This is a genomic window from Neorhizobium sp. NCHU2750, assembly GCF_003597675.1.
Classification (GTDB): domain Bacteria; phylum Pseudomonadota; class Alphaproteobacteria; order Rhizobiales; family Rhizobiaceae; genus Neorhizobium.
Genome location: NZ_CP030828.1, coordinates 298,795 through 322,464 on the forward strand (window position 1 = coordinate 298,795; position 23,670 = coordinate 322,464).

Annotated in this window: 21 protein-coding genes; 7 read left to right on the plus strand and 14 right to left on the minus strand. The window is 59.6% G+C overall.

Features of this window, described 5'->3' with window-relative positions:
- The first annotated feature begins 33 nt into the window (after positions 1-33).
- The gene (locus NCHU2750_RS22105) at positions 34-1,689 is read left to right on the plus strand and encodes an OFA family MFS transporter (RefSeq protein WP_119943922.1); all 1,656 of its coding nucleotides are present in this window, start codon (positions 34-36) and stop codon (positions 1,687-1,689) included.
- A gap of 28 nt (positions 1,690-1,717) precedes the next feature.
- Here the strand turns inward: NCHU2750_RS22105 and cydC are convergent, their stop codons facing one another.
- The 4 genes from cydC to NCHU2750_RS22125 are packed head-to-tail and all read right to left on the minus strand — an operon-like array spanning position 1,718 to position 7,776.
- On the minus strand, positions 1,718-3,484 hold the full coding sequence (gene cydC, locus NCHU2750_RS22110; RefSeq protein WP_119943923.1) for a thiol reductant ABC exporter subunit CydC: 1,767 nt from the start codon (positions 3,482-3,484) through the stop codon (positions 1,718-1,720).
- A complete protein-coding gene (gene cydD / locus NCHU2750_RS22115) occupies positions 3,477-5,261 on the minus strand; it encodes a thiol reductant ABC exporter subunit CydD (protein WP_119943924.1) in 1,785 nt (594 codons plus the stop codon). Before cydD ends, cydC begins: the two co-directional genes overlap by 8 nt.
- Positions 5,262-5,267: 6 nt before the next feature.
- Positions 5,268-6,317, minus strand: a complete 1,050-nt coding sequence (locus tag NCHU2750_RS22120) for a cytochrome d ubiquinol oxidase subunit II (RefSeq protein WP_119944322.1) — start codon at positions 6,315-6,317, stop codon at positions 5,268-5,270.
- 16 nt (positions 6,318-6,333) lie between these two features.
- Positions 6,334-7,776 (minus strand): cytochrome ubiquinol oxidase subunit I, encoded by a 1,443-nt coding sequence (locus NCHU2750_RS22125; protein ID WP_119944323.1) that lies wholly within the window; start codon positions 7,774-7,776, stop codon positions 6,334-6,336.
- A gap of 525 nt (positions 7,777-8,301) precedes the next feature.
- On the opposite strand from NCHU2750_RS22125, the gene nac reads away from it, so the two are divergent.
- Complete coding sequence (gene nac, locus NCHU2750_RS22130; protein WP_119943925.1) at positions 8,302-9,207, plus strand: nitrogen assimilation transcriptional regulator NAC; 906 nt, start codon at positions 8,302-8,304, stop codon at positions 9,205-9,207.
- An 18-nt stretch (positions 9,208-9,225) separates the two neighbouring features.
- Here nac and NCHU2750_RS22135 read toward each other — a convergent pair whose 3' ends face one another.
- The 3 genes from NCHU2750_RS22135 to NCHU2750_RS22145 are packed head-to-tail and all read right to left on the minus strand — an operon-like array spanning position 9,226 to position 11,922.
- Positions 9,226-9,918: an SDR family NAD(P)-dependent oxidoreductase gene (locus NCHU2750_RS22135; protein WP_119943926.1), complete on the minus strand. Its 693-nt coding sequence runs from the start codon at positions 9,916-9,918 to the stop codon at positions 9,226-9,228.
- 7 nt (positions 9,919-9,925) lie between these two features.
- Positions 9,926-11,128 (minus strand): pyridoxal phosphate-dependent aminotransferase, encoded by a 1,203-nt coding sequence (locus NCHU2750_RS22140; RefSeq protein WP_119943927.1) that lies wholly within the window; start codon positions 11,126-11,128, stop codon positions 9,926-9,928.
- 50 nt (positions 11,129-11,178) lie between these two features.
- Positions 11,179-11,922: an SDR family oxidoreductase gene (locus NCHU2750_RS22145; protein WP_119943928.1), complete on the minus strand. Its 744-nt coding sequence runs from the start codon at positions 11,920-11,922 to the stop codon at positions 11,179-11,181.
- Between the two features lie 388 nt (positions 11,923-12,310).
- Here NCHU2750_RS22145 and NCHU2750_RS22150 point away from each other — a divergent pair, with 388 nt between their 5' ends.
- From NCHU2750_RS22150 to NCHU2750_RS22165, 4 genes are read left to right on the plus strand one after another with little or no spacing between them, the layout of a single operon-like run.
- On the plus strand, positions 12,311-13,243 hold the full coding sequence (locus NCHU2750_RS22150) for an ABC transporter permease (protein WP_119943929.1): 933 nt from the start codon (positions 12,311-12,313) through the stop codon (positions 13,241-13,243).
- A complete protein-coding gene (locus tag NCHU2750_RS22155) occupies positions 13,240-14,043 on the plus strand; it encodes an ABC transporter permease (protein ID WP_119943930.1) in 804 nt (267 codons plus the stop codon). The genes NCHU2750_RS22150 and NCHU2750_RS22155 overlap by 4 nt, the downstream gene beginning before the upstream one ends.
- A gap of 24 nt (positions 14,044-14,067) precedes the next feature.
- Positions 14,068-15,144 (plus strand): ABC transporter substrate-binding protein, encoded by a 1,077-nt coding sequence (locus NCHU2750_RS22160; RefSeq protein ID WP_119943931.1) that lies wholly within the window; start codon positions 14,068-14,070, stop codon positions 15,142-15,144.
- Between the two features lie 11 nt (positions 15,145-15,155).
- Positions 15,156-16,259 carry an ABC transporter ATP-binding protein gene (locus NCHU2750_RS22165; protein WP_119943932.1) on the plus strand — a complete coding sequence of 368 codons (1,104 nt, stop codon included), beginning with the start codon at positions 15,156-15,158 and terminating at the stop codon, positions 16,257-16,259.
- A 177-nt stretch (positions 16,260-16,436) separates the two neighbouring features.
- Here the strand turns inward: NCHU2750_RS22165 and NCHU2750_RS22170 are convergent, their stop codons facing one another.
- The 6 genes from NCHU2750_RS22170 to accB form a co-directional block, all read right to left on the minus strand.
- A complete protein-coding gene (locus NCHU2750_RS22170; protein WP_119943933.1) occupies positions 16,437-17,204 on the minus strand; it encodes a LamB/YcsF family protein in 768 nt (255 codons plus the stop codon).
- A gap of 80 nt (positions 17,205-17,284) precedes the next feature.
- Complete coding sequence (locus tag NCHU2750_RS22175; RefSeq protein WP_119943934.1) at positions 17,285-18,274, minus strand: 5-oxoprolinase subunit C family protein; 990 nt, start codon at positions 18,272-18,274, stop codon at positions 17,285-17,287.
- Positions 18,271-18,969 carry a 5-oxoprolinase subunit PxpB gene (gene pxpB / locus NCHU2750_RS22180; protein WP_119944324.1) on the minus strand — a complete coding sequence of 233 codons (699 nt, stop codon included), beginning with the start codon at positions 18,967-18,969 and terminating at the stop codon, positions 18,271-18,273. Before pxpB ends, NCHU2750_RS22175 begins: the two co-directional genes overlap by 4 nt.
- Before the next feature lie 9 nt (positions 18,970-18,978).
- Positions 18,979-19,416: a hypothetical protein gene (locus tag NCHU2750_RS22185; protein ID WP_119943935.1), complete on the minus strand. Its 438-nt coding sequence runs from the start codon at positions 19,414-19,416 to the stop codon at positions 18,979-18,981.
- Positions 19,413-20,807 carry an acetyl-CoA carboxylase biotin carboxylase subunit gene (accC, locus tag NCHU2750_RS22190; protein WP_119943936.1) on the minus strand — a complete coding sequence of 465 codons (1,395 nt, stop codon included), beginning with the start codon at positions 20,805-20,807 and terminating at the stop codon, positions 19,413-19,415. The genes NCHU2750_RS22185 and accC overlap by 4 nt, the downstream gene beginning before the upstream one ends.
- Positions 20,807-21,262: an acetyl-CoA carboxylase biotin carboxyl carrier protein gene (accB, locus tag NCHU2750_RS22195; protein WP_119943937.1), complete on the minus strand. Its 456-nt coding sequence runs from the start codon at positions 21,260-21,262 to the stop codon at positions 20,807-20,809. Before accB ends, accC begins: the two co-directional genes overlap by 1 nt.
- A gap of 198 nt (positions 21,263-21,460) precedes the next feature.
- Here accB and NCHU2750_RS22200 point away from each other — a divergent pair, with 198 nt between their 5' ends.
- Positions 21,461-22,402, plus strand: coding sequence for a DMT family transporter (locus NCHU2750_RS22200; protein WP_119944325.1), 942 nt, complete (start codon positions 21,461-21,463; stop codon positions 22,400-22,402).
- Between the two features lie 582 nt (positions 22,403-22,984).
- Here NCHU2750_RS22200 and NCHU2750_RS22205 read toward each other — a convergent pair.
- Positions 22,985-23,617: a hypothetical protein gene (locus NCHU2750_RS22205; protein WP_119943938.1), complete on the minus strand. Its 633-nt coding sequence runs from the start codon at positions 23,615-23,617 to the stop codon at positions 22,985-22,987.
- Positions 23,618-23,670: the final 53 nt, after the last annotated feature.

The following is a 23,670-nucleotide window of genomic DNA, read 5'->3' on the forward strand; positions in this document are numbered from 1 at the left end:
TATTTTCGGTCATATATCTGGGGAGGTAACTTTATGGCAGTTGCAGGAACAACGACACAGGGCGTGACGCAGGCGGGCTTGCTCGACCGGGAACGGATCATCGCCAAACCAGGCTTCAACCGCTGGCTCGTGCCGCCGGCAGCACTTGCGATCCATCTTTGTATCGGCATGGCCTATGGTTTCAGCGTCTTCTGGCTGCCGTTGACGAAAGCGATTGTCGGCACGACGGATCCGGCCTGCGCCAGCCAGGGCCTAGTCTCGGCACTGTTCTCGACGAGTTGCAATTGGCGTGTGGCGGATCTCGGCTGGATCTATACGTTGTTCTTCGTTCTTCTCGGTTGCTCGGCAGCCCTTTGGGGAGGCTGGCTGGAACATGTCGGTCCACGCAAGGCCGCTTTCGTTTCGGCCTGCTGCTGGTGCGGCGGCATCCTGCTCGCCGCGGTCGGGGTGGTCGTTCATCAACTGTGGCTGATGTGGCTCGGCGCTGGCGTGATCGGCGGCATAGGCCTTGGGCTCGGCTATATTTCGCCCGTGTCGACGCTGATCAAATGGTTTCCGGACCGTCGCGGTATGGCGACAGGCATGGCCATCATGGGCTTTGGCGGCGGCGCGATGATCGGCGCTCCGCTCGCCAATATCCTGATGAACACGTTCAAGACCGATGTCTCCGTCGGCGTCTGGCAGACCTTTGTCGTCATGGCACTCATCTACTTCTGCTTCATGATGGGCGGGGCTTTCGGATATCGTATTCCGCCCTCCGGCTGGCGCCCGGATGGCTGGACGCCGAAGGTCAACAACGGCAAGGCGATGATCACGCATGGGCATGTGCATCTGCGCGACGCGCATAAGACGCCGCAATTCTGGCTGATCTGGGCGGTGCTGTGCCTCAATGTCTCTGCCGGTATCGGTGTCATCGGCATGGCCTCGCCAATGCTGCAGGAAATTTTTGCAGGCTCGCTGATCGGGCTGCCGGACCTTACGTTCTCGCAACTCGACGCCGGCCAGAAGGTGCAGATCGCGGCGATCGCCGCCGGCTTTACCGGCCTCTTGTCGCTGTTCAATATCGGCGGCCGCTTCTTCTGGGCTTCGCTCTCGGACAAGATCGGCCGCAAGAATACCTATTACTGCTTCTTCGTCATCGGCATCATCCTCTATGCACTGGCTCCCACCCTTGCCGACATGGGAAGCAAGGCGCTGTTCGTGCTCGCCTTCGGTGTCATCCTGTCGATGTATGGCGGTGGTTTCGCGACCATTCCTGCCTATCTGGCCGACATCTTCGGTACCCAGTTCGTCGGTGCCATTCATGGCCGGTTGCTCACCGCCTGGGCGACCGCCGGCATTCTGGGGCCTGTCGTCGTCAATTATATTCGCGAGGCGCAGATCAGCGCCGGCGTCGCGCCCGGCCCGGCGCTTTATACCGGTACGATGTATATCCTCGCCGGCATGCTGGTGCTTGGGCTCATTGCGAATGCTCTGGTTCGACCATTATCTGACAAATGGTTCATGTCGGATGCCGAGGTGGCGTCACTTCAGGCGAAATCGGCCGCTGCCAATGCTGGGCCGACCGGTTCGTTCGGTATCGGTAAGGGTGGTTTCGACGCAAAGGCACTGCTTGCCTGGGCTGTCGTCGGCATTCCGCTCCTCTGGGGTATATGGGTGACGTTGAGGAGCAGTCTGGCCCTGTTCTGATAGATGCCCAATGGCAGGGGCCATAGACTCAACGGGACGTAGCTTGATCCTTAAGGCGGCGGTCGAGGAAAATGGTGTCGCGGCGACCATCGTTTTCCGATCTCTTCGGCTTAAGGATCTCGCTTGCCCTTGTCGCCATGTCGGTGGTCGCATGAGCATGATTGCGCGAGCTATCTGCTATTCCCTTGCGATGGGAAACGATGATCGCGGTTCTGCCCTTCAGGAAGCGGTCGAGCGCTAAAGAAACACGGTGGGCGTTGAGCGCATCCAATCCCTCGGTCGGCTCGTCCAGAAGAACGATCGGCGCGTCGGAAAGGAAGGCGCGCGCGATGGCGATGCGCCGGGCCTGGCCGCCGGAAAGATAGGCGCCCAGTTCACCGACGACTGTATCCAGTCCTGCTGGCAACGCGCGAATTTCGTCGGCGATGGAGGATTGTTCCAGTGCATGCCAGATATCCGCATCGTCTGCGTCCGGGCGCACCAGCCGAAGATTGTCGCGGACGGTCGCATTGAAGAGATGAGTGTGTTGCCCGACAACGGTGATTATGCGCCTGAGGACGTCGTCCGGCAAATCCCGAATATTCCGTCCGCCGATGAGAATTTCGCCGACCTCCGGCTCCCAGAAATGCTGCAGGAGATCAAGGACCGTGGTTTTCCCGGAGCCACTCGGGCCCGCCAGGGTGAGATGCCCGCCCTGTCTTAGAGTGAAGCTGAAGTTCGTCAGGACGAAGGGTCCGGTTGGCGCATAGCGCATCGTGACATTGCGGAAGGAAACGTCGAAGCTTGTAGGCAATGCCCCGACGCTCGGGGTAGACAGAGGAGCCCGTACCGCAGGCTCCAGATCTGAAATGATGAAGATCCGCCTTGCCGCCTCAACCGCCACCCCAAGGGCCGCGAAGGCGGCCGGTAGAGCCGTTACGATCTCGCCGCCCGCCATAACCGCAAACAACAGCATGACAGCAAACGGAGAACTCCATGCAGTTTCACCCTTGGCGGCAAAGACCATGACGAATGTCGCAAGAACAGCACCTTGTCCGACCAGACCCGATGCGGCGTTGCCGCCGGCTGAAAGCCGGGTGATGGTCCGCTGGGCCTCGATCAGATCTCTGGATCTCTCCAGAAGCCCCGCCGACTTATCACTGACGGCGCCCGCAACCTGCAATTCATCGAGCCCACGGATCAGGTCGACGGAGCCGGCCTGGAGATCGGCGCGTGCGTGTGCGACTGCCGCACCCCGCCTCGCACTGAGCGACTGGACCATCAACGGAATGACGATGCCCGCAAGCATTAGCGCTATGGCTTCGATGACGGCGACGACCGGCGAAAATACGGCTAGAAAGGCTAGGAGAGCGAGCGATGCAATCGCCGCGGCGCAAGCCGGCACCATGACCTTCAGATAGAAATGGCTGAGACTGTCGATATCGTTTCTGAAACGCGCCAAGACATCGCCATCGCGGAAGTTTTGCAGCCGGGCAGGGGCCAGCGGTTCGAGCTTTGCGAACAGCCAGACACGCAGTTCGGCGAGGACTGCGAATGTCGCGTCATGGGTGACCAGGCGTTCGAGGTAGCGGGCAATGGTCCTCAGGACGGCAAGCCCGCGTATGGCTGCCGCCGGGGTGAAGAATTCCAGGCTCAAAACACCAAGCCCGGCGAGCGCCATGGCCGTGATGAACCAACCGGAGAGCGCAAGAAGCGCCACATTGGAAAGGATGACGATCACGGAAAGCGCGATGCCGAGCGCCATGCGTCCATACCATGGGCGGGCAATGACGAAAAGCCGATAGAGATCACGCATCGCGGGCGCTCCCTGCCATTAGTTCCTCATACTGCGAAGCATTGACATCTTCTGTTTCAAGGACAGCGGGCGGCCCGGCTCTCAGAACTTTCCCGTCCGCCAGAACGATCACGGCATCCGCCTCCGCGGCAAGCTTCAGGTCATGGGTCACGATCAGCCGCAAAGCCTCCGGGAAAGCATTGATGACTGATGAGATCGTCCGCTCCGCATTTACCTCATCAAGTGCTGCAGTCGGCTCGTCGAGGATGAGGACCGATGGCTTCGCCAGCAGAGCACGCGCAAGTGCGACGCGGCGGATCTGGCCACCGGAAAGGCCGCGGCCACCATCGCCGACCGCATGCTGGTAGCCATCCGGAAGTGCCTCGATGAAGCTCGACGCGTTGGCGCGCTGCGCGGCTAGACGTATGTCCTCCTCGCTCGCATCCGGGATGCCGAGGCAAATATTGCTTTCGATCGTCCCGGAAAAAATTGTCGGGCGTTGCGGCAGCCAACCAATGAGGCTCTGCCAGGCGCTCAAGTTGATGGCGGAAAGATCCTGTCCATCAATGAGGATCCGACCTGTATCCGGTCGCAGCAGGCCGAGTAGAAGCCTGACGACGGTCGTTTTACCGGCGCCGCTGGCGCCGACGAGGGCAAGCGTTTGCCCCTGTCTCAGCGTGAAAGATAGATCCGCAAGCCCTGGTCCGTCAGAATGGTTGAAACAGACATTTTCGAAGCGGATTTCGCGTGGCGCCCTATTCATCAACGGCAAGCTTGCGCCTGCCACGGGCAGAGGTGCATGGAGGATTGCCAAGAGCGACTCGGTAGCACCGAGCGCTTCCATCCGCGCATGGTAATGGGCGCCCATATCGCGCAGGGGGCGAAAGAATTCCGGCGCGAGCAACAGGGCGAAGAGACCAGGCAGGAATGCCATGGTGCCGTAAAAGAGGCGAAAGCCGACATAGACGGCCACCATGGCCGTGGCGATCGTTGCAAAGAACTCGAGTACCAGCGACGACAGGAAGGCGAGCCGCAGAACTTGCATCGTCACCTGGCGATAGTCTTGCGAAATCGCGCCAACGATCGATGCCTGACGTCTGGCCGCGCCAGACTGGCGCAGGGTGGTCAGGCCGGCCACGACGTCGAAGAAGTGCGCGCTCATGAGGGCCAGGCGCCTCCATTGCCTGCGATTGAGCGCTTCCGCACCCTTGCCGACGATGATCATGAAGAGAGGTATGATCGGCGCAGTCACGAGCAATATGGTGCCCGATACCCAGTCGAAAGGATAGAGAACGACAAGAATGGCAAGCGGCACAAGCCCGGCGATCATGCGCTGCGGCAGATAGGCGGAGAAATAGGATTCAATAGCCTCAACGCCTTCGCTCAGGGTTGCGGCAACTGCGCCGCTGCGTTGCGTCGAGGCCCAGGCCGGTCCCAGTATCGCGATCCGCTCAAGGAGCAAGGTACGCAATCCTTGGCGTATGTTGGCGGCGGTCTCGAAGCCGAAGGCCTGGCGCAGTGCGTCGAGCCCGGCGCGCAGGAGCATCGCAAGCCCGAGAAGCCAAAGATAAGGCTGCAGGACCGAAAGGGTTTCGCCACGTATGGCGGCGCCATCGATAAGGCGGGCAAGCAGCCAGCATTGGCAGATGGTGGCTGCCGCTCCCAGTCCCGCTGTCAGTATGGTCAGATAGAAACGTCCCTTGACCTCGCGTGCCAGAGATGAAAGCCAGCGACCGGCTGCCCTGATTTGTTCCGGGCTGTCGGGAGCTGTTCTGTCTCTGGACGTGGTCGGGGTCATGGCTGCTCAATGCCCGGCATAGGCGACCAGCTTGGAGACGCGACCGCGAAACACCCAGATCTGGTACCAGTTATACATGATCATCACAGGCAGGAAGCCGCCCATCGTCATGGTGAAGGTGATGAGCGAAACCTGCGGGCTGGCGCCGGCCCAGATCGTCCAGGTGTTCGGCACGAGCCATGGGAACATCGTCAACAGCATGCCCAACCCGAGAATGAGAGTAGCGGCATTGAACCACAGGATAGCGACGAGGTCCCTGTCCTTGAGCGTATCGCGGCGGACCTGCTCGATGCACAGAAGCGCAGCGATACCGAAGAGCCACCAGATCCAGAAGTGGCTGCCGAACCATTTCGCCCGTGCCCAGTCAAAGGAGATTGCGCTCCAGACCACCGTCACCAGGACCGATGCGATCGCAAACCAGAAGATCACGGCAGTCCAGCGCGCAGCATCCTGGCGGATCGGCTCAGCCTTCTCGAAGCGGGCTCGTACAAACAGGACACCGGAAAGCGTCATGGCAACGCAGGCGGCAAGACCAGTCCAGATCGAGAATGACGAGACGAAGCTGAAGGCGCCGCCAACATAATGAGGCACGCCCACTGCTGGCTTGTCGAGCTCGAAACCCTGCAACGCAGCGCCGACGCTCATCCCGCCGAAGAAGGTGACGGCAAGGCTTGAAACGCCGAATACCCATTCGGAAAAGCGCTGCCAGAATGGTGAAGCAAGATGGTGGAATTCAAGTGCGACGGCACGGGACATGATGCCCCAGAGAACCAGCGCCAGCGGGATCATCAGGTAGGAAAAGGCCGATCCGTAGACGAATGGGAAGGTGCCGAAGAGGATGCCGCCGGCGACGATCAGCCAGGTCTCGTTGGCATCCCATGTTCCGGCCATGGCGCCCATGATGGCACTCTTCTCGTGGTGATCCTTGACGAAAAGCGAGAAGATCCCGGCACCGAGATCGGCGCCGTCAAGCGCGATATAGAGAAGAACGCTGACGCCAAGTGCAAGCCACCAGGCGATGGCAAGGAATTGCTGCGTATGTGTAAGTACGTCCATTGACTTGTCCTCGGGCTCAAACGGGCCGCAGATATTCGGGTTTGTCAGCATGGCCGCCGGCAGGCACATTCAGTTCGCCGAGATGCTCGTGACCCTCCCCGGGAAGCGCACTTTCCAGATCTGGTCCAATACGCACGACCTTGGCCAGGAACCAGATCGTGCCGGCAACCACCGCTGCCTCGAAGATCGCAAAACCGACGAACCAGAAGGCGGCGAGCCCCAGCGTCATGGCACTCATGCCGTCTTCGGTGCGCATGAGGCCATAGACGATCCATGGTTGGCGACCGATTTCGCGGGTCCACCAACCGGCGACCACAGCCAGGTAGGGCAGGGCCAGGACCGCGACGCAGGCCATCAGGAACAGCTTCTGAGAGGGCGCATTTTCGACCGTGAGCTTGCCACGCATGCGCAGCCAAACGCCCCAAAGAGCAAGCAGCAGGATCGCGCCGCCAGCCGCGGCCATGACCCTGAACGAATAGAAGGGAAGAATGACCGGAGGCCGGTTATCGGCTGGGAAGCTGTTCAGGCCGGTCACCGCGCCGTTCCAGGTCTTCGTCTCGATCAGACTGAGCGCATGCGGGATCGAAATCGACCAGGCAAGCCCGTCACCCTTAGCATTCGGCCAGCCGATGATGTTCCAAGCGGTGTTGACATTACCGTCCTTATCAGTCGTGTCGTATTGGCCTTCCATCGCGGCGAGCGCGGCGGGTTTGCTTTCGAGTGTCTGCTCACCCAGCACGTCGCCCAGCCATATCTGCGCGGCAGCGACAACGACGAGTGCCGCGAGTGCATATGTCAGAGGCTTCAAGAACAGTTCTACATGGCGGCGACGCAGGACGAACCAGGCGCAGATTGCAACCACGAAGCAGAGCGAAAGTTCGAAGCTTGCCAGAAGCATATGCGGGAAGGCGGCGATGGCATTGGGATTGAAAAGGGCGGCGATCCAGTCGGTGACGTAGAAAATGCCGTTCCTGTACTCAACACCGGTCGGTGTCTGCATCCAGGAATTTGCCACCAGGATCCACATGGCCGAGAGCGTAGAGGAGAGCGCCACGTTGAACGTGGCAAACAGATGCATGCCTCGGCTGATCTTGCCCCAGCCGAAGATCATCAGGCCGATGAAGCCGGCCTCGTACATGAATGCGGTAATCGTTTCATAGCCCAGAACTTGACCGAAGAACGGTCCCGCCGCCTGGGAGAAACGGCCGTAGAGAATACCGAATGCCATTTCCATGGTTACGCCGGTGGCGACGCCGGCACCGAAATTCACGATGAACAGCTTCTCAAAAAAGCGACAGAGCCGATACCAGGACTCTTTGCCTGTTTTGACCCAGAGAGCTTCCGAAATCAGCAGGAGCGCCGCAAGTCCGATGGTAAGCGGGGGAAATAGAATATGTACCGAGGAGATGAGTGCAAAATCGATACGGGTAACGAGATTTGTTAGGGCGTCGCCGTCCATGGAAAGTTCCACTTCTGTCAAGTCGCGAATGGTGTCGAGCCTCATCCCCCAGAGGGGCGGTGGCATCGTTTTCGCGGGGGTGCTTGCGGCGCTTCGCGCGGCTGCGACAATGTCTCAACTGGTCAAATTGTCTCAGCGGCTGCGAGGGGCTTGAAAGAATTGCGTTTTGTCAATTTGTCGCAGTGGTCGCCGACTTGGGTTCCAAGGCGTAGGTGTGCCTTGACCAACCCTTTCGTATCGGTGTGCGGTTGAGGTTGTCGAGCTCGCACGGGCGCTTGGATGATGATTTGCGCCTAACGGAGCTTGAGTAATGGGAGGTCAGGTTATCTGCCCTTCAGATCCTCAGCGATATCCCTCCTTCGGGACGCTGACGTCGAAGGGTTTGTCCCGGGCTTGTTTTGCGCCGGCAGTCGAGCCCGAATGAAGGTGGGGCGTCTGAGAGACCATCCGACAAGTGCTTGACGCTTTTGTGCAATATGTCTTCTATGGCATGATCGCAGTTCGATTTTACGAGCCTTCAGACGCATGGATATTAGACGCCTCCGGTCATTCATTACCATCGTCGACATGGGCAGCATCACCCGTGCTGCCGATATGCTGCATATTGCTCAGCCGGCGCTTAGCCAGCAACTCGCAAGCCTTGAGGAGCATTTTCGTCAGAAGCTTCTGACCAGAAGTCAGCAAGGTGTCGTCCTGACCGATGCCGGCAAGGTCGTCTACCGTCATGCCCAGGTTATTCTAAGGCAGATGGAACAGGCACAGGCTGAAGCGCTTGAAGCCGGCGCAAATCTCTCCGGCCGGGTCTCGGTCGGCCTTGCGCCGTTCAGTAGCGCCAGCACGCTCGCGCTGCCGTTGCTGTCGCTGGCCAAGGTACGCTATCCTGGGATATTGCTTCACATTACCGAAAGTGTAAGCCAGCCCTATAGCCAGATGATCATGAATGGGCGCCTGGAAATGGCGCTCATCCATGGCGTCGGCCCGATCCGCGGGGTCAAGTTTGAGCGCCTGTCGCGGGAGGAGTTTTTCCTGGTCGCGCATTCCAGCTTCGGGATAAAACCCGAGGTCTCGGCCATAACAGTGGCGGAATTGGCGCCGCTGCCGTTTATCCTGCCGCCCGCCTACAATTTCGTCCGCCGCGCCATCGATCTTGCGTTCACTCGCAGCCGCACGGAACTGACGGTGGTCGCCGAACTGGAGGCAGTCAAGACGATCGCCCGTGCCGTCGACGCAGGCCTCGGCGCGACGATCATGCCGAAGGCCGTGGCTGAGCGGATTGTCGCCGAAGCGAGCCAGGAGATCGTCGTACGGCCGATCAACAGCCCGGTGATAGAAGAGACACTGTCTCTGTGTCTCTCCGATAGCGCTCCCCTGTCCGAGCCCGCATTGGCGATCAGGGATCTCTTGCTTGAAGTGGCCGCGACACTTCAATAGCTGCGGCCACCACTTTGGTCAGAGCATTGCTTCCTTACGGCAATTGATCAGCAATTCGGCGACCGACAGGTTGTTCGGCAGCCGCAGCAATACCTCCACCATCTCGGCAAGATCCTCCGGCTGCGTCATATCTTCACGAGTGACCTCCGTTTCGCCGGCTGTCATGTCGGTGGCGATGTAGCCGGGGCAAAGCGCCGTGGCCCGCACGCCCTTGTCCCAGCACTCTTGCCGCACCCCATGGGTCAGAGCTACGACGGCAAACTTCGTCATGGCATAGCCGACATTGGAGCCGACACGACGCCCGGCAAGCGATGCAACGTTGATGACGCGGCCCTGGCCGGAGGAAATAAGATGCGGCAAAGCGGCGCGGGTGACTCTGAGCGGCCCCTTCACGTTGACCCGCCACATCCGGTCGAGATCATCCTCGCCCTCATCCATCACCCGTACGCGCGGATTGATGCCCGCGCAATTGATCAGCGCGTCTATGCGGCCATGTTGTGAAGCAACAGCGGAGACCCATGCTTCACCGCTACCAGCCTCTTCCGCGTCATAGCGATGTACTGACAGCCTGTCGCTTGGTTCGAGGGATGCCGTGTTGCGAACTCCTGCCGCAACGATAAAACCCGCAGCTGTCAGGCGGTTGGCAATCGCGAGGCCGAGGCCCCGCGATGCACCGGATACCATGATGACGCGATTTGTCGTGTCGAGCATTTTGACCTCACTTCATGCCGTTGCAGTAATCGGCGATGCGGGCGCAGCCCTCTGCCAGGTTTTCCATGCTTGTGGCATAGGAGAGGCGGAAGAACGGGCTCATTCCATAGGCTGCCCCCTGGACGGTGACGACATGCTGCTCTTCGACAAGACCAAGCACAAAATCGGTATCCGTCTCGATCTTCCGGCCGCCCTTGGTCGTCTTGCCGATCAGCCCGGCAATGTTGGGGAAAATGTAGAAAGCGCCTTCCGGCCGATGGGCCTGGATGCCGTTGATTTCCGCCAGGCGATCGAGAACGAAATCGCGGCGACTCTTGTAGATCGCGGCCCGTTCTTTCAACAGGTCCTGCGGCCCGTCAAGCACGGCAACGCCTGCCGCCTGGACGACGGTTGCGACACCGCCACTGTTCTGAGTGTTGACGTTGCTGACTGCCTTGATGAGATCCTTCGGGCCGCCGCAGAAACCGAGGCGCCAGCCGGTCATCGCATAGGCCTTCGACGCGCCATTGACCGTGAGCACCCGATCATAGAGCGCCGGTTCGACCTCCGCGATGGTGCAGAATTCGAAGTCGTCGTAGATCAGATGCTCATACATATCATCCGTCATGATCCACACATGCGGATGTCGCATCATGACCTTGGCGATTTCCGCCATTTCCGCACGCGAGCAGGCTGCACCCGTCGGGTTGTTGGGGAAGTTCAACAGAAGCCATTTGGTCTTCGGGGTGATCACCGCCTCGAGATCTTCCGCCCTCAACTTGAAGCCGTTGTTCTGCGGGCAGTTGACGGCGACGGGAACCGCACCCGAAAATTTCACGATGTCGGCGTAGCTGATCCAGGATGGGGAGGGGATGACCACCTCGTCGCCGGGATCGCATGTGGCCATGATGGCGTTGAAAATGATCTGCTTGCCACCGCCCGCAACGAGGATCTGGCTCGGGTCGTAATCGAGATTGTTGTCGCGCTTGAACTTGCGCTGGATGGCAGCCTTCAGGGCAGGTGTGCCATCGACTGGCGGGTACTTGGTATCGCCGGCAAGGGCGGCGGCATGGGCAGCCTCCACGGCATGGGCGGGTGTCGCGAAGTCCGGCTCGCCGGAAGACAGACCGATGACCTTGATGCCTTGGGCTGCGAGGTCGCGTGCCTTCTGAGTCATGATGACCGAGGCGGAGACGGAGACGTTATTGAGGCGCTGGGCGATAGCGGGCATGAATTGACCTTCAGATTGGCTTTGCGTGTCGGGTGTCGAGGCGTGGCCGGTCACGCAGTGCGCTTGGCGAAGTTGAGGCCGCCGAGCACCTGCTTCGTCGGCAGAATTTCCATGAAAGAGACGTTCATGCGCTGCGGTGCGTTGACGACGAAGGAAATGGAATCGGCGATATCGCAGGGCTTCAGCGATTCATACTCATCGAAGAAGCGACGCTGTGCCTCTTCCATGTTGCCCAGAAGACGTCCGAAAACTTCGGTTTCGGTGCGGGCAGGCGAAATTTCGGTGACTCGGACATTGGTGCCGTAGAGATGGACACGCATTTGCTGCGACAGCGAATGCACGCCAGCCTTGGACGCGTGGTAGGCTGTGTTGCCGCCAGGGAACGCATAGTGACCGGCAATCGAGCTGATATTGACGATATGGCCGCGGTCGCGTTCGACCATTCCCGGCGCGAAGAGACGCGTCATGTGCAGCACTGCCTTGAGATTGATGTCGATCAGGGCATCGACGTCTTCCGCGGTCGTGTTGAGAATGTCGCCCTTGCGGCTTTGGCCGGCATTGTTGACGAGCACGTCTACGGGGAGTTTTTCCGAAAGCGCAGTGAGCCCTTCAAGGTCGTCGACGCTCATGGCATGGATGACGCAACCCGTCTCCTCTTGCAGCGCCGTCAGGCGCGACAGGTCGCGTGCGAGCGCGTGCACTTGCAGGCCGTCCTTCGTAAGGCGGCGGACGATTTCCGCGCCGATACCACTGGACGCGCCGGTGACGAGTGCAGTCTTGTAATTGGATTCCATGTTCCCGTTTGTCCTTTGTGCAAATGAGCCGGTAAGGCTTGCGGACAAATTACGGGCATTCGACGCGATTTCTCCAATACCTGTTTCTTGTGGCCTCATACGCGATTCTGATAGAATGCCCAAAAGATAGGCGGAAACTCCATAAGCTTAGACAATGACCACAGACGAAGAAAATATTATGCACTGCGGTATGAGAGCCCATAAGGTCATTGCAACAACAAGTGGGAACGACAGGTTTGGCCCGATTTGCCCGAGGCTGGACCATTCGGCAAACAGCCAATCAGTCAGACCGGGCGTGAATAACTAGAGTGCCGGCGAGTGCCCCTTGGTGATCGTGATGATATCGCGATCAGCCATGATGCTTGCCCGCCATAGCAACGGAGACTAGATGTCGGACGTTTCGATCATGGATGGAAATCAAGCGGCGAGCCGCAACAACTCCGTCTGGAAGGCGATCGAGAAGCGGGTCTTTACGCCCGGCATTCTCATCCTGCCGCTGCTCGCGTTTCTTATCCTGTTCTTCTTCATTCCCGCCATACGGTTAATGAGCTTCAGCTTCATGACCCAGAATGCGCAGGGTGTGATCGGCGCTCCACTCACTCTGGCTCACTATATCCACTTCTTCGAAGTCGATCTGTACCGGAAGGTGCTGTGGGCGACGATCCGCATCAGCGTGATCACTGCGGTCCTGAGTGCGATTCTTGCTTACCCCGTCGCGACGGTTCTCGTTCGCGGCAATATCACGCTGACGCGGATCATCACTCTGATCGTGATCGCACCACTGGCCGTCAGCGTCGTTGTTCGGGCCTATGGCTGGCAGCTTATTCTGGGCAATGGACCGACGGGCCTGCTCAACTATGTGCTGATGCATTTGGGACTGGTCGATAGTCCGCTTTCTCTGCTCTTTTCTGACACGGCCGTCATTGTCGGATCGATCCATATCTTCTTTCCGATGATGGTCCTGCCGCTTGCATCGGCACTTGGCAAGATCGATCCCAATCTACAGCAGGCGGCACGTACGCTTGGCGCGCCGGCCTGGAAAGTCTTCGTCCGCATTACGTTCCCGCTTAGCGTTCCCGGACTTGTCGCGGGTTTCACACTGGTCTTCTCCCTCGCATCCGCCTCATATGTCATCCCTGCCCTGATCGGCGGCCCGGGCTCCCAGATGCTGGGTAACATGGTCGAACAGCAGGTGCTTGCAGTCTACGACTGGCCGTTTGGCGCAACCATTGCCGCAATCCTCGTGGCCATCGTCATCCTGATCAATGCCCTCTCGACGAAACTGCTCGGCGGTCGTCGCATGAAGGTAGGTGCGAAATGAACAATAAACTCACCGGCATGCCTGCTGCTGTCCTCTACGCCATCACCGCTGCCATGATGATCTTCATCCTGGCGCCGATCATCCTGGTGATCGTGATTTCATTTTCCGACAGCTATTTCGTCACGTTCCCGCCGCAAGGCTTCACCTTCAAGTGGTATGCTGCGGTTCTCCAAAATGACGAATTCACCTCGGCATTGATCTTCAGCACCGTGTTGGCAGTGGCGACCACCATCCTGTCCGTGCTGCTTGGTGTTCCGGCAGCCTTTGCGCTGGCCCGTGGCCAGTTCCTCGGTCGCGGGGTGGCCCGCGGGCTGCTCCTGTCGCCGCTGATTTTCCCCGTGCTGGTCACCGGCCTGTCGCTGCTGCAGTTGTTCTCCGGTTACGGCTGGCTCGATACTAAGCTGAAACTGCTGATCGCCCATACGGTGGTGACGTCGCCTTATGTCGTGCGTACCGTGATGACGAGCATGCAACTCGTCAACGCAAGCCTCGAAGAGGCGGCCCGGACGCTCGGCGCTACACGCTGGCAGACGTTCCGGCGGGTCATCTTCCCGCAGATCGCCCCGGGCGTGGCATCCGGCTCCATATTCTGCTTCATGGTGTCGTTCGACAACTATCCAGTCTCGATGTGGTTGGCAGATTCCGCCAACCTCCCGGTTCCGATCGTCCTCTATCGACAGATCGGTACGGTCTTCGATCCGTCTGTCGCTACGATGTCGACCATCATCATCCTGTTGGCTGTTGCCGTTGTGCTGGTTCTCGATCGGCTCGTTGGCCTCCGCCGCGCCATGGCTATGTGACTTAACAACAAAAGGGGTTCCGAAATGACAAAAACACCGATCAACCTGAAGCGCCGTACATTTCTCACGGTTGCAGGCGGCGCGCTGGCAACGCCCTATTTCTATACTGCTGCTTCGGCGCAGGATCGCACGATGTATGTCGGCGTTTACAACTCGGCGCAGGGCGGCCTGATCAAGAAAGAAGTGATTCCTGCCTTCGAAAAGGAATACAAGTGCCGAGTGCTGACGACGGAAGGTGCTACGCTCGCCAACATCGCGACGCTACGCGCCACCAAGGACAACCCGCAATATAGCGTCATGTCGATGGATGACGTTGGCGTACCGCAGGCAAAGGAAGAAGGCTTGATCGAGCAGATGCCGATCGACCAGATCCCGAATGCCAAGAATGTCTATTCGCGCTACTTTTTCGAAGACAATTACGGCGTCGGCTTCGCGATCTCGATCGCCGGCCTGTTCTACAATCCGACCACGGGCAAGCCGTTCGAAAGCTACGAGCAGATCTTTGACAAGAAATATGCCCGCCGCATGCTGCTCAACACGCCGAAAAACACCCAGAGCGTACTGATGCTTCAGGTGGCTGCGGCACTTGCCACCGGCAAGCCACTGAAGGACGCACAGTACGACACCGATGCCGGCTGGGCCAAGCTCGCCGATCTGAAGCCGAACGTGCTGTCGATCTATGACGCCGAGGCGCAGACGATGATGGTTGCGCAGGGCCAGGCCGACTTCGGTGGCATTGAATATTCCAAGGCCGTCTATCCGCACACTAAGCGCGGCATTCCGTTGGACATGTGCTTCCCCAAGGAAGGCGCTTTCACCGGTATCAATGCGATTGCCCTCGTAAAGGGCGGGCCGCACAAGGATCTGGCGCTCGCCTATATCAATCGCCTGCTCGATCCCGCTGTTCAGAAGATGCTGGCGGAAGCAACGCTCAGCGCACCGTCGGTCAGCGGCATCGAATTCGACGAAGGCACAGCCAAGTTCCTGGCATATCCCGAGAAGAAGATGGAGTCCCTCAACCTGTTCACGCCGGACTGGAAATACATCATTCCCCGTCGTGCCGCATGGCTTGAGAAGTACAATCAGACGTTCAACGGTTAAGGAAAACAGGCATGAAGTCCGTCGAAGTCCGCTTGGAGAACCTGACCAAGCATTACAGCGGCCAGGTGGTCGCAGTCGATAATGTCTCCCTGACCGTCAAGGCAGGCGAGATACTGGCACTGCTCGGTCCAAGCGGATGCGGGAAGACCACATGCCTGCGCATGGTCGCAGGTTTGGTCGACCCGACGTCGGGCGAAATCGTCGTCGGCGGCAAGCCGACGACCAATACTCCCGTTCATCGCCGCAATGTTGGCATGCTGTTCCAGAACTATGCCCTGTTCCCGCACATGACCGTGGCGGAAAACGTGGCCTTCGGGCTGGAAATGCGTGGTGTCGGTAAGGCGGAGCGCGAGACCCGCGTGAAGCAGGCGCTCGATCTCGTCCAACTCCTGCATTTCGGTGATCGTTTGCCGGCACAGCTTTCCGGTGGCCAGCAGCAGCGCGTCGCACTGGCGCGGGCGCTTGTCATCGAGCCTTCGATGCTGCTGCTCGATGAGCCGCTCGGTGCCCTGGACAAGGGGCTGCGCGAAAGCATGCAGGTCGAAATCCGCAGCCTTCAGCAGCGCCTCGGCCTGACGACGATCATGGTGACCCACGATCAGGACGAGGCACTGACCATGGCTGATCAGATCGCGGTCATGCGGGCCGGCAATCTCGAACAGATCGCCACGGCTGGAGAAATCTACCAGAAGCCGGCAACACAGTTCGTCGCCGGCTTCATCGGTGCCTCCAACTTCTTCGAAGCCTCCGTCCAACGCCGCGAAGGCCAGTCGGCGCGGCTGTCGACGGCTTCGGGCATCTTGCTGGACGTCGATAACATGGGGTCGGTCAAGGGTGACAAGGTGATGGTAACGGTCCGTCCGGAAGCGGTATCCGTACTGCCGTTCTCCGGCTCGTCGGAAGATCTGTCGGCCAACAGCGCGCTGGCTACTGTCGAGCAGGTCGTCTATCGCGGCTTCATGCTGCACTATTACCTGCGTCTGGCAAACGGCGACCAGGTCATCGCCTATCGCCAGACTCAGACGGAAGGCTTCGGCAGCGAGGCAAGCATTGCCGGTGACCGCGTCAAGGTCAGCTGGCACACCGATAGCAACCATGTCATCCAGATCAACTGATCGATTTATGAATGCATGAAGAAAGGCCCCGGAGCGCAGTGTTCCGGGGCCTTTCTTCGCATGTGAACCGGACTGCGGGGCCTTGAGCGGCATCTGCCGCCAACCGGATATGAAAAGCCCGCATCGGGATCATGTTTCCTGGTGCGGGCTCAATCTGGCCAGAGAATGGTGGGTGGATCAGGCCAGCACTTCGCGTGCCGGAGCAACCGTGTGGCCGCAGGCTTCGATTTCGCTGCGGATGGTGCACGCAAGCTCATAGGAGCCGGGCGTATCGCTATGGACGAGAATGGAGCGCGCCGACACTTTCAGTGTCTCGCCGTCGATCGTCGTCACTGTACCCTGTTCGATGAACTGCCGTACGCGGGCGCGCACGCTCGCTTCATCCTTGACGACAGCGCCCGGCAGGCCACGGGGCACGAGCTGGCCCTTGGCATCAAGCGCTCGGTCTGCAAGGAAGATATTGAGCACCTTCAGGCCGCAGCTGTGTGCCGCATCCTCGATCGCCATGCCGGACATGGAGAAGATGATGAGCGACGGGTCGACGGCCTTTACCTTCTTCATGATCCGCTCGGCAAGTGCCGGGTTGCGGTTGATCATGTTGCCCATCGCGGCGTGGAAGCTGAAATGCGAGAGCTCCACATCCTGGGCCCTGGCAACCGCAGTAAGTGCGCCGAGCTGGTAGAGCACCTGGGCTTCCATCTCGTCGTCGCTGACCGGTATTTCCCGACGGCCGAAGCCGAGCCGGTCTGACAGGCCGGGATGAGCGCCGACGCCGACGCCGTTCTTCTTGGCAAGGCGCACCATGCGCGCCATCATTTCCGGATCGCCCGCATGAAAGCCACAGGCAACGTTGGCGGATGAAACCACTTCCATCAGCTTTTCGTCTTCACAGACCTTATAGACGCCAAAGCCTTCGCCCATGTCGGAGTTGAGATCGATCTTCACGGTTTCCCTCGTTCTTCTCAATGACACTGAGGAGCTATCCCGGTGCGAAACGGCACGGGAAACGCCCCAAACTTCTAGAACTATGCGAGCCCCTTCATGGCGGACTTGACCAGCGGCAGCGTTTGCCGGCATTCAATGAGATAAGCGGCAAGCGCCTTCTCGATCTCGATCGCCGTCTGGACGGTCGCTTTCTCGAAACGCAGACGGCTGCCGATACGGGCTTGGCCGACGCGCCAGAGATCGACGTCGAGAATGCCGGCGATCTTCGGATAGCCACCTGCCGTATTTGCCTCGCTCATCTGGATGATCGGTTCACCGCCGGGTGGAACCTGCACGACCCCTGGAATGACGCCGTGCGAGCGCATTTCGATCGGCTTGACCGGCTGGATCGGCTGGCCGGAGAGGCGATAGCCCGTGCGGTCGCTTTGTGAGCTGATCTTCCATGCCTGGGTCCAGAAGCGATCCGCATCCTCGCCATAGAGATCGTGTTCGGCGGCGGGAATAGCGCGCACGATGAGGCTACCGTCATCAGCCGTCGGGAAAAGATCACGCATGGCCTCCGTCGGAGGCAAGATGCCGAGCCCGCCGGTCGGAAGAAACGTCTCTCCGGCAGCACAGGTCAATTGATCGCCGACAGTCAGCGGGCGCCCATCGACACCGCCGAATGCGCCGCGCAGGGACGTGCTGCGGGAGCCCATCACCATAGGTACATCGATGCCGCCCGCAAGGCAGACATAGGCCCGCGCCCTGTCTATCGGGGTGGAAAGTTCCAGGACCTGCCCCTCATTGGCCTCCATGGCCCACCATGGCGGCATTGGCCGTCCATCGAGGGTGGCCTTGCAATCGGCGCCGGTAACAGCAAAGGCCTGCTTGCGCTGGAAGACCAGCTTGAAGGGGAAGGTCTGGACTTCGATTGCAGCGGCATTTTCGGCATTGCCGAGCAGGATGTTGCCGAGCCGGACGGACAACGGATCCATGGCGCCGCTCATGGTCACGCCGATATTGCGGAAGCCGATGCGGCCGAGATCCTGTACCGTGTTGAGAGGTCCTGTCGCGAGAATGTGGATCACAGTTCGATCCTTTCGGCAATGAACCGGATCCTGTCACCGGGAGACAGAAGTGCCGGAGAAGCGGCCATGGCATCGAACATGGTGATGTCGGCAAAACCGAGCGAGTTCCAGCCATTCGGTCCTGTCAGCACGGAAATTCCGGTCTGCATTCCGCCGATCGTCACCATCCCCTTCAGCATACGCAGCGAAGGGACCTTTTTGCGCGGCATGAAGATCCGTGGGTCAAGCCCCCCGAGATAGCCGAAGCCGGGAGCGCTGCCGACGGCGAATACGGTATAGGTTCGCTCGGCATGAATGCGCACGACTTCCTTGTCGGAAAGGCCCGAATAGTCGCAGATCGCAGGCAGGTCGATGGCATGTTCGCCGCCATAGGTCATCGGCACTTCGATCGTCTTGCCGAGCAGATCGAGGCCGGTGGACGAGTGCCAGGCCTCGAGGATCTGCCGTTCGACTTCTACGGCGTCATCCGGTGTACTGTTGAGGATCACCAGAAGATTGGTCATGCCGGGAATGATCTCTTGCACGGTCTCCCATTCCTTCAGCGCACGGGCCACAGCCCATATATGCCGCTGCGCCGGAAGATCGAGCTCGCCGGGAGCTTCCAGAAGAAAGCTCCGGTTGCCGATCATCGATATACGCGGGCTTTCGCTGGCGTCGGGGGAAATGCTGGGGGCCTTGAGAGGTGCATTGGCCATGATCGACACCTAAGATTTTGCCTGGAGGAGAACCGAACCGTAACCGACGAAGCTGCCGCTTTCCGGCTGTTCGGGCCCCGTTTCGCCTTCTGCCTTGCAGATTACCGGCACGAGGATCGGGCCGACCTGAATGAACCCGGCGCGATCGCCTTTCTTCACTGGACGGTCGCGATCGGCCGCGTCATCGAGGCGTGATGGGTGGCCGCGGAGAAATGTGCCGGCAATCGGCGCCACGGCAAGTGGAATTTCAGCGCTTTGCGTCGTGACAGGCCGCGGCAGGTCCTGCGCAACGACAGCACCCGGCACCAGATCGGCAACGATCCTCACCTCACCATCCGGGGCCGTGATCTCGACGGTGCGAACGCCACATCGTTGCAGTTGATCGGCTAAGGCTGCGATCACCTTCGGATCGCTGTAGGCGGATATGGACACTGTTCTTCGGCTCATTGCTTGCTCCGAGCGGAAAACCACGTCTCGAGGTGGTGAATGTCTGGCCCACCGGCGATGAAGGCAGGATCCTCGAAAATCTCACGATGCAGAGGCAGGTTGGTGGAAACGCCGGCGATACTGAATTCACTCAGCGCCCGCCGCATCCGCTGCAGGGCCTGCGGGCGATCGGCGCCATGGACGATCAGCTTGGCGATCAGGGAATCGTAGTGCGGCGAAACGCGATAGCCGGCGCTGACATGTGTATCGACACGCACGCCCGGACCACCTGGCAATGCCATGGCGGTGATCAGGCCGGGTGACGGGAGGAACGTATAGGGATCCTCGGCATTGATACGGCATTCGAAGGAATGGCCTGAGCAGGTAATATCCGCCTGGTCGAATTCCAGCCGATGACCCAAAGCGACAAGCAATTGCTGGCGCACTAGATCGATGCCGGAGGTCATCTCCGTGACGGGGTGCTCGACCTGAAGACGGGTATTCATCTCGATGAAGTAGAATTCGCCGTTCTCGTAAAGGAACTCGAACGTGCCAACGCCGCGATATCCGATCTGTCGGCAGGCATCTGCGCAGCGCTCTGACACGGAGCGTGCAATGGCATCCGGGATCGCGATCGCGGGTGCTTCCTCGACGACCTTCTGGTGGCGGCGCTGCAGGGAGCAATCTCGAAGCCCGACCGAGACGGCATTGCCGAAGCCATCGCTGAGAACCTGAATTTCCACATGACGCGGGTGCTGAAGAAATTTCTCGACGTAGAGTTCCGGTGTTCCAAAGGCACGTCTTGCCTCCTCACGCGTCACGAGAACCGCGTCCGCCAGCGAGGCGGCATCATGAACGACACGCATGCCTCGGCCGCCGCCGCCGCCAGCGGCCTTGACGATAACCGGGTAGCCGATCTCCTCCGCAATTCTCGCAATTTCCGCCGTGTCATCCGGCAGCGCCGTATCCGGTCCTGGAACGCAAGGTACGCCGGCCGCCAGCATGGCACGCTTGGCGGCAATCTTGTCGCCCATCGTGCGGATGGCTTCGGCTGGCGGGCCGATGAATACCAGTCCCATGTCCTCGACGGCTTGGGCGAAGCCGGCATTTTCCGACAGGAAACCGTAGCCCGGATGGATCGCGCCGGCGCCTGTCAACTTGGCGGCAAGCAGGATCGCCGATTTGTTGATATAGCTCTGCCCGGGCGAGGCCGGACCTATGCAGACGGAAAGATCGGCGGACTTCAGGTAATCCGCATTGCTGTCCGCGGTGGAATGAACCATCACCGTTTTCAGACCGAGCTCGCGACAGGCTCTCTGGATCCGCAATGCAATCTCGCCCCGATTGGCGATCAGCACACTATCGAATACGGCAGGATTGCCTGCTACCGTCTTTGCCGAGGTAACATCCATCAGGCGATCTCCAGGATGACCTGGTCGAGTTCGACATCCTGCCCGTCATCGGCAAGGATGTTTGTTACGCGGCCGCTGCGATCGGCCTTGACCGTGTTGAAAACCTTCATTGCCTCGATGATGAACAGATCCTGCCCTTCAACGATGACGTCTCCGACCTCAACGAAAGGCTTGGCGCCTGGGCTAGGGGAGCGGTGAAACAGGCCGTAGGACGGTGCGGTAATCGTCGCAGACCCGGCTACCTGTCGCTCGACATTGATGGCAGCTTGCGGTGGGCCGGGGTCGGCTGCTGTGGAATGCTCGACGGGGGTGGCTGCCTTGGCGAGCGACGCTTCGGAAGCACCTGTACTCTGCCTGATAATCCGGACGGTGACGCCACCCTCGCTCACGCTCAATTCCGACACGCGCGACGAGCCGACAAATTCGATAAGTCTGCTGATCTTGTCCAGATCCATATTCGTTCCCTTGTTTTCAGGTCATCCGGTCCGCGCGGTCGAGTGTCACAACAAGCGGAGGTAGGCGCCCATTTGCTAGCTAGCATGTGAATTGCCGCGATGGGGTCAGAGCAAGTTTCTATGACCGGGGGTTTCCGGTTTGCATTTGCCTGCCGGCATGTTGAAACGCATTTCGTCGACAATGAAAGGAATGGCCGGATGAACCCCCGCAAAGGCATCACGCTGAAAATCTGTGCTGCGCTCTGTACCGTTATCATGGGTGCATGCGTGAGCGGATTGAAGGGAGAGATCCCGATCGGCGAGGTTGTCTTCTTCCGTTCGGCGGCTGCTTTTCTGCCACTCTTCATATGGCTGATCGTCCAGGGCCGCTTGAGGCAGGAGATCGCCACCAAACATATCGGTGGCCATATCGTCCGCAGCGTTTCCGGCACCGGCGGGATGTTCTTCAACTATCTCGCCCTGATTTACCTGCCGCTGGTCGATGCTACGGCACTCAGCTATGCCGCGCCGCTTTTCACTGTCGTGCTTGCAGCCATATTGCTGAAGGAAATCGTGCGGGTTTATCGCTGGACGGCTGTCGGCGTCGGGTTGATCGGCGTGCTCGTGATGCTCTCGCCGCATGCGTCCTGGGGGGCGCCGGTGGCGACTGCGACCAACACCGCACTGATCGGTGGCATTCTGGGCCTCACCGCCGCCTTCTTCTCCGCCTTCTCCATCATCCAGATACGTCACCTGGCCAAGACGGAAAATCCCGGCGCAATCGTCTTATACTTTTCGTTGGTGACGACGGTTATCGGACTTTCGACCATCGGCTTCGGCTGGAAAATGCCGGATGCGTGGCAGCTTTTGCTGCTGGTCGGTGCCGGACTGGCGGGCGGGATGGCTCAGTTGCTGGTGACGCTCAGCCTGCGTCATGCCCAGGCATCGCTGCTTGCGCCGTTCGAGTACACGACCATGATCTGGGCATTGCTTGTCGGTTATTTCTTCATGGGCCAGTTGCCTGCGCTGACGACAATCACCGGAGCGGTGCTCGTCATTCTCGCGGGACTTTTTACCATCTGGCGGGAGCGCCAAATCAAGTTGCAGGCAAGGCGTGATGATCTCCTTATCGTCGCCACGGAGGACGCGCGGGCAGCGTAACATGCGGCTACTAAAATACGGGGGGAGTGGTCGCTGAATTCGGGGCCGGTATGAGAGGCGCGTTTTACCTCTCGTCACGCTGCGTGTGGACGGAGTAAAACGATCTCTTGCGAAGAGAATTCTGAAAGGCCCGGCATTGTCATGCCGGTTGCGATCAAGGTCGCGATGACCTGGCGAATCCGGAGCTATCCCGGATGTTGCTATCGACGTGAAGGTTCTGAGGCTCGTAGCCACCCGCATGGTCGGCTGCTGCAGATTTATACCAATTCTCCGACACAGGGCGCAGTCACGTATTTGCGCAGGCGGCGGTGTATGTGTGGATTTGCGGCTGCACCGACGTTCTAACCCGATTGGGCTGCAGTGCTGTTTTGCGCTTGTGCGCAAGTTCGGTAGCGCGCAGTCGGGAATGAGCCGCAGTCGCCGTGTCTGATATGGCAATGGCCCGGTGAGCAGGGTCGTATAAGGCTCTGAACTCATGAAGATCAGCCGGAAGGCGAGATGGCCTTGCCTTCCGGCTGAATGCCAACGGTGCTGCAACGCTCATGCCACGAGGGGGGCGTAATAGGGACATGAGCGCGAGGATCAGCGGCCGTCGGGCAGTCGTGGTGGCCGCATTGGCCCGAAGGGGCCAGGGCCGTGTCCATGTCCGGGACCGAGCAGGTCGAGGCTGCGGTCCGCCTTGGTCAGCCTTTCAAGTTGCTCCGGCGACAAGGTGGCGATCAGCGTATCGACCTCATCTTTCAACGTTTTTGCCCTTTCGGCTTCGGCCATGGAACGTTGTGCCAGCAACTCGGCCTGTAGCGGCGGTGCCTTGCCCGGTTGCGCCCCGCCAGTGCCATCACCTTGGCCGAAATCGGCCAGCCTTGGCAGCTTGCGAGCATCGACGAAATCGATGAGTGCCGACGTATAGCCGCGCCATGCATCAAGCTGCGACGCGGTAATGCCGACATATGTCTCGATACCGGCCAGTTGATTGGCCAGGTGCAATGCCGGGTCGAAGGGTGGCCTTGGCTCAAAGCCCGGTTCATGCTGGTGATCCGGGAAAGGGTGGCCGTCTGGAGGGAGAAGGAAAACATCGCCCTGAGGTGGCAGCATCGGCTTCTGCACCTGTTCGCCAGCGCTGTCGGGCTTGAGATCCTGGGAGATCGACGGGTTTGCAACCAGTAGCAGGGAAACGCTTGTCAATATGGCCAGACCGAACCTGCTGCGTGTCATCTTCTCTTCCTTTAGATTGATAAGATGACAGACAGATAGGTGGACAATGTATC

What these genes read in the sequence shown, in the direction of transcription:
- NCHU2750_RS22105 (WP_119943922.1), top strand. Translation starts at nt 34, where the DNA reads ATGGCAGTTGCAGGAACAACGACACAGGGCGTGACGCAGGCGGGCTTG.
- cydC (WP_119943923.1), bottom strand. Translation starts at nt 3,484, where the DNA reads ATGCGTGATCTCTATCGGCTTTTCGTCATTGCCCGCCCATGGTATGGA.
- cydD (WP_119943924.1), bottom strand. Translation starts at nt 5,261, where the DNA reads ATGACCCCGACCACGTCCAGAGACAGAACAGCTCCCGACAGCCCGGAA.
- NCHU2750_RS22120 (WP_119944322.1), bottom strand. Translation starts at nt 6,317, where the DNA reads ATGGACGTACTTACACATACGCAGCAATTCCTTGCCATCGCCTGGTGG.
- NCHU2750_RS22125 (WP_119944323.1), bottom strand. Translation starts at nt 7,776, where the DNA reads ATGGACGGCGACGCCCTAACAAATCTCGTTACCCGTATCGATTTTGCA.
- nac (WP_119943925.1), top strand. Translation starts at nt 8,302, where the DNA reads ATGGATATTAGACGCCTCCGGTCATTCATTACCATCGTCGACATGGGC.
- NCHU2750_RS22135 (WP_119943926.1), bottom strand. Translation starts at nt 9,918, where the DNA reads ATGCTCGACACGACAAATCGCGTCATCATGGTATCCGGTGCATCGCGG.
- NCHU2750_RS22140 (WP_119943927.1), bottom strand. Translation starts at nt 11,128, where the DNA reads ATGCCCGCTATCGCCCAGCGCCTCAATAACGTCTCCGTCTCCGCCTCG.
- NCHU2750_RS22145 (WP_119943928.1), bottom strand. Translation starts at nt 11,922, where the DNA reads ATGGAATCCAATTACAAGACTGCACTCGTCACCGGCGCGTCCAGTGGT.
- NCHU2750_RS22150 (WP_119943929.1), top strand. Translation starts at nt 12,311, where the DNA reads ATGTCGGACGTTTCGATCATGGATGGAAATCAAGCGGCGAGCCGCAAC.
- NCHU2750_RS22155 (WP_119943930.1), top strand. Translation starts at nt 13,240, where the DNA reads ATGAACAATAAACTCACCGGCATGCCTGCTGCTGTCCTCTACGCCATC.
- NCHU2750_RS22160 (WP_119943931.1), top strand. Translation starts at nt 14,068, where the DNA reads ATGACAAAAACACCGATCAACCTGAAGCGCCGTACATTTCTCACGGTT.
- NCHU2750_RS22165 (WP_119943932.1), top strand. Translation starts at nt 15,156, where the DNA reads ATGAAGTCCGTCGAAGTCCGCTTGGAGAACCTGACCAAGCATTACAGC.
- pxpB (WP_119944324.1), bottom strand. Translation starts at nt 18,969, where the DNA reads ATGGCCAATGCACCTCTCAAGGCCCCCAGCATTTCCCCCGACGCCAGC.
- NCHU2750_RS22185 (WP_119943935.1), bottom strand. Translation starts at nt 19,416, where the DNA reads ATGAGCCGAAGAACAGTGTCCATATCCGCCTACAGCGATCCGAAGGTG.
- accC (WP_119943936.1), bottom strand. Translation starts at nt 20,807, where the DNA reads ATGGATGTTACCTCGGCAAAGACGGTAGCAGGCAATCCTGCCGTATTC.
- accB (WP_119943937.1), bottom strand. Translation starts at nt 21,262, where the DNA reads ATGGATCTGGACAAGATCAGCAGACTTATCGAATTTGTCGGCTCGTCG.
- NCHU2750_RS22200 (WP_119944325.1), top strand. Translation starts at nt 21,461, where the DNA reads ATGAACCCCCGCAAAGGCATCACGCTGAAAATCTGTGCTGCGCTCTGT.
- NCHU2750_RS22205 (WP_119943938.1), bottom strand. Translation starts at nt 23,617, where the DNA reads ATGACACGCAGCAGGTTCGGTCTGGCCATATTGACAAGCGTTTCCCTG.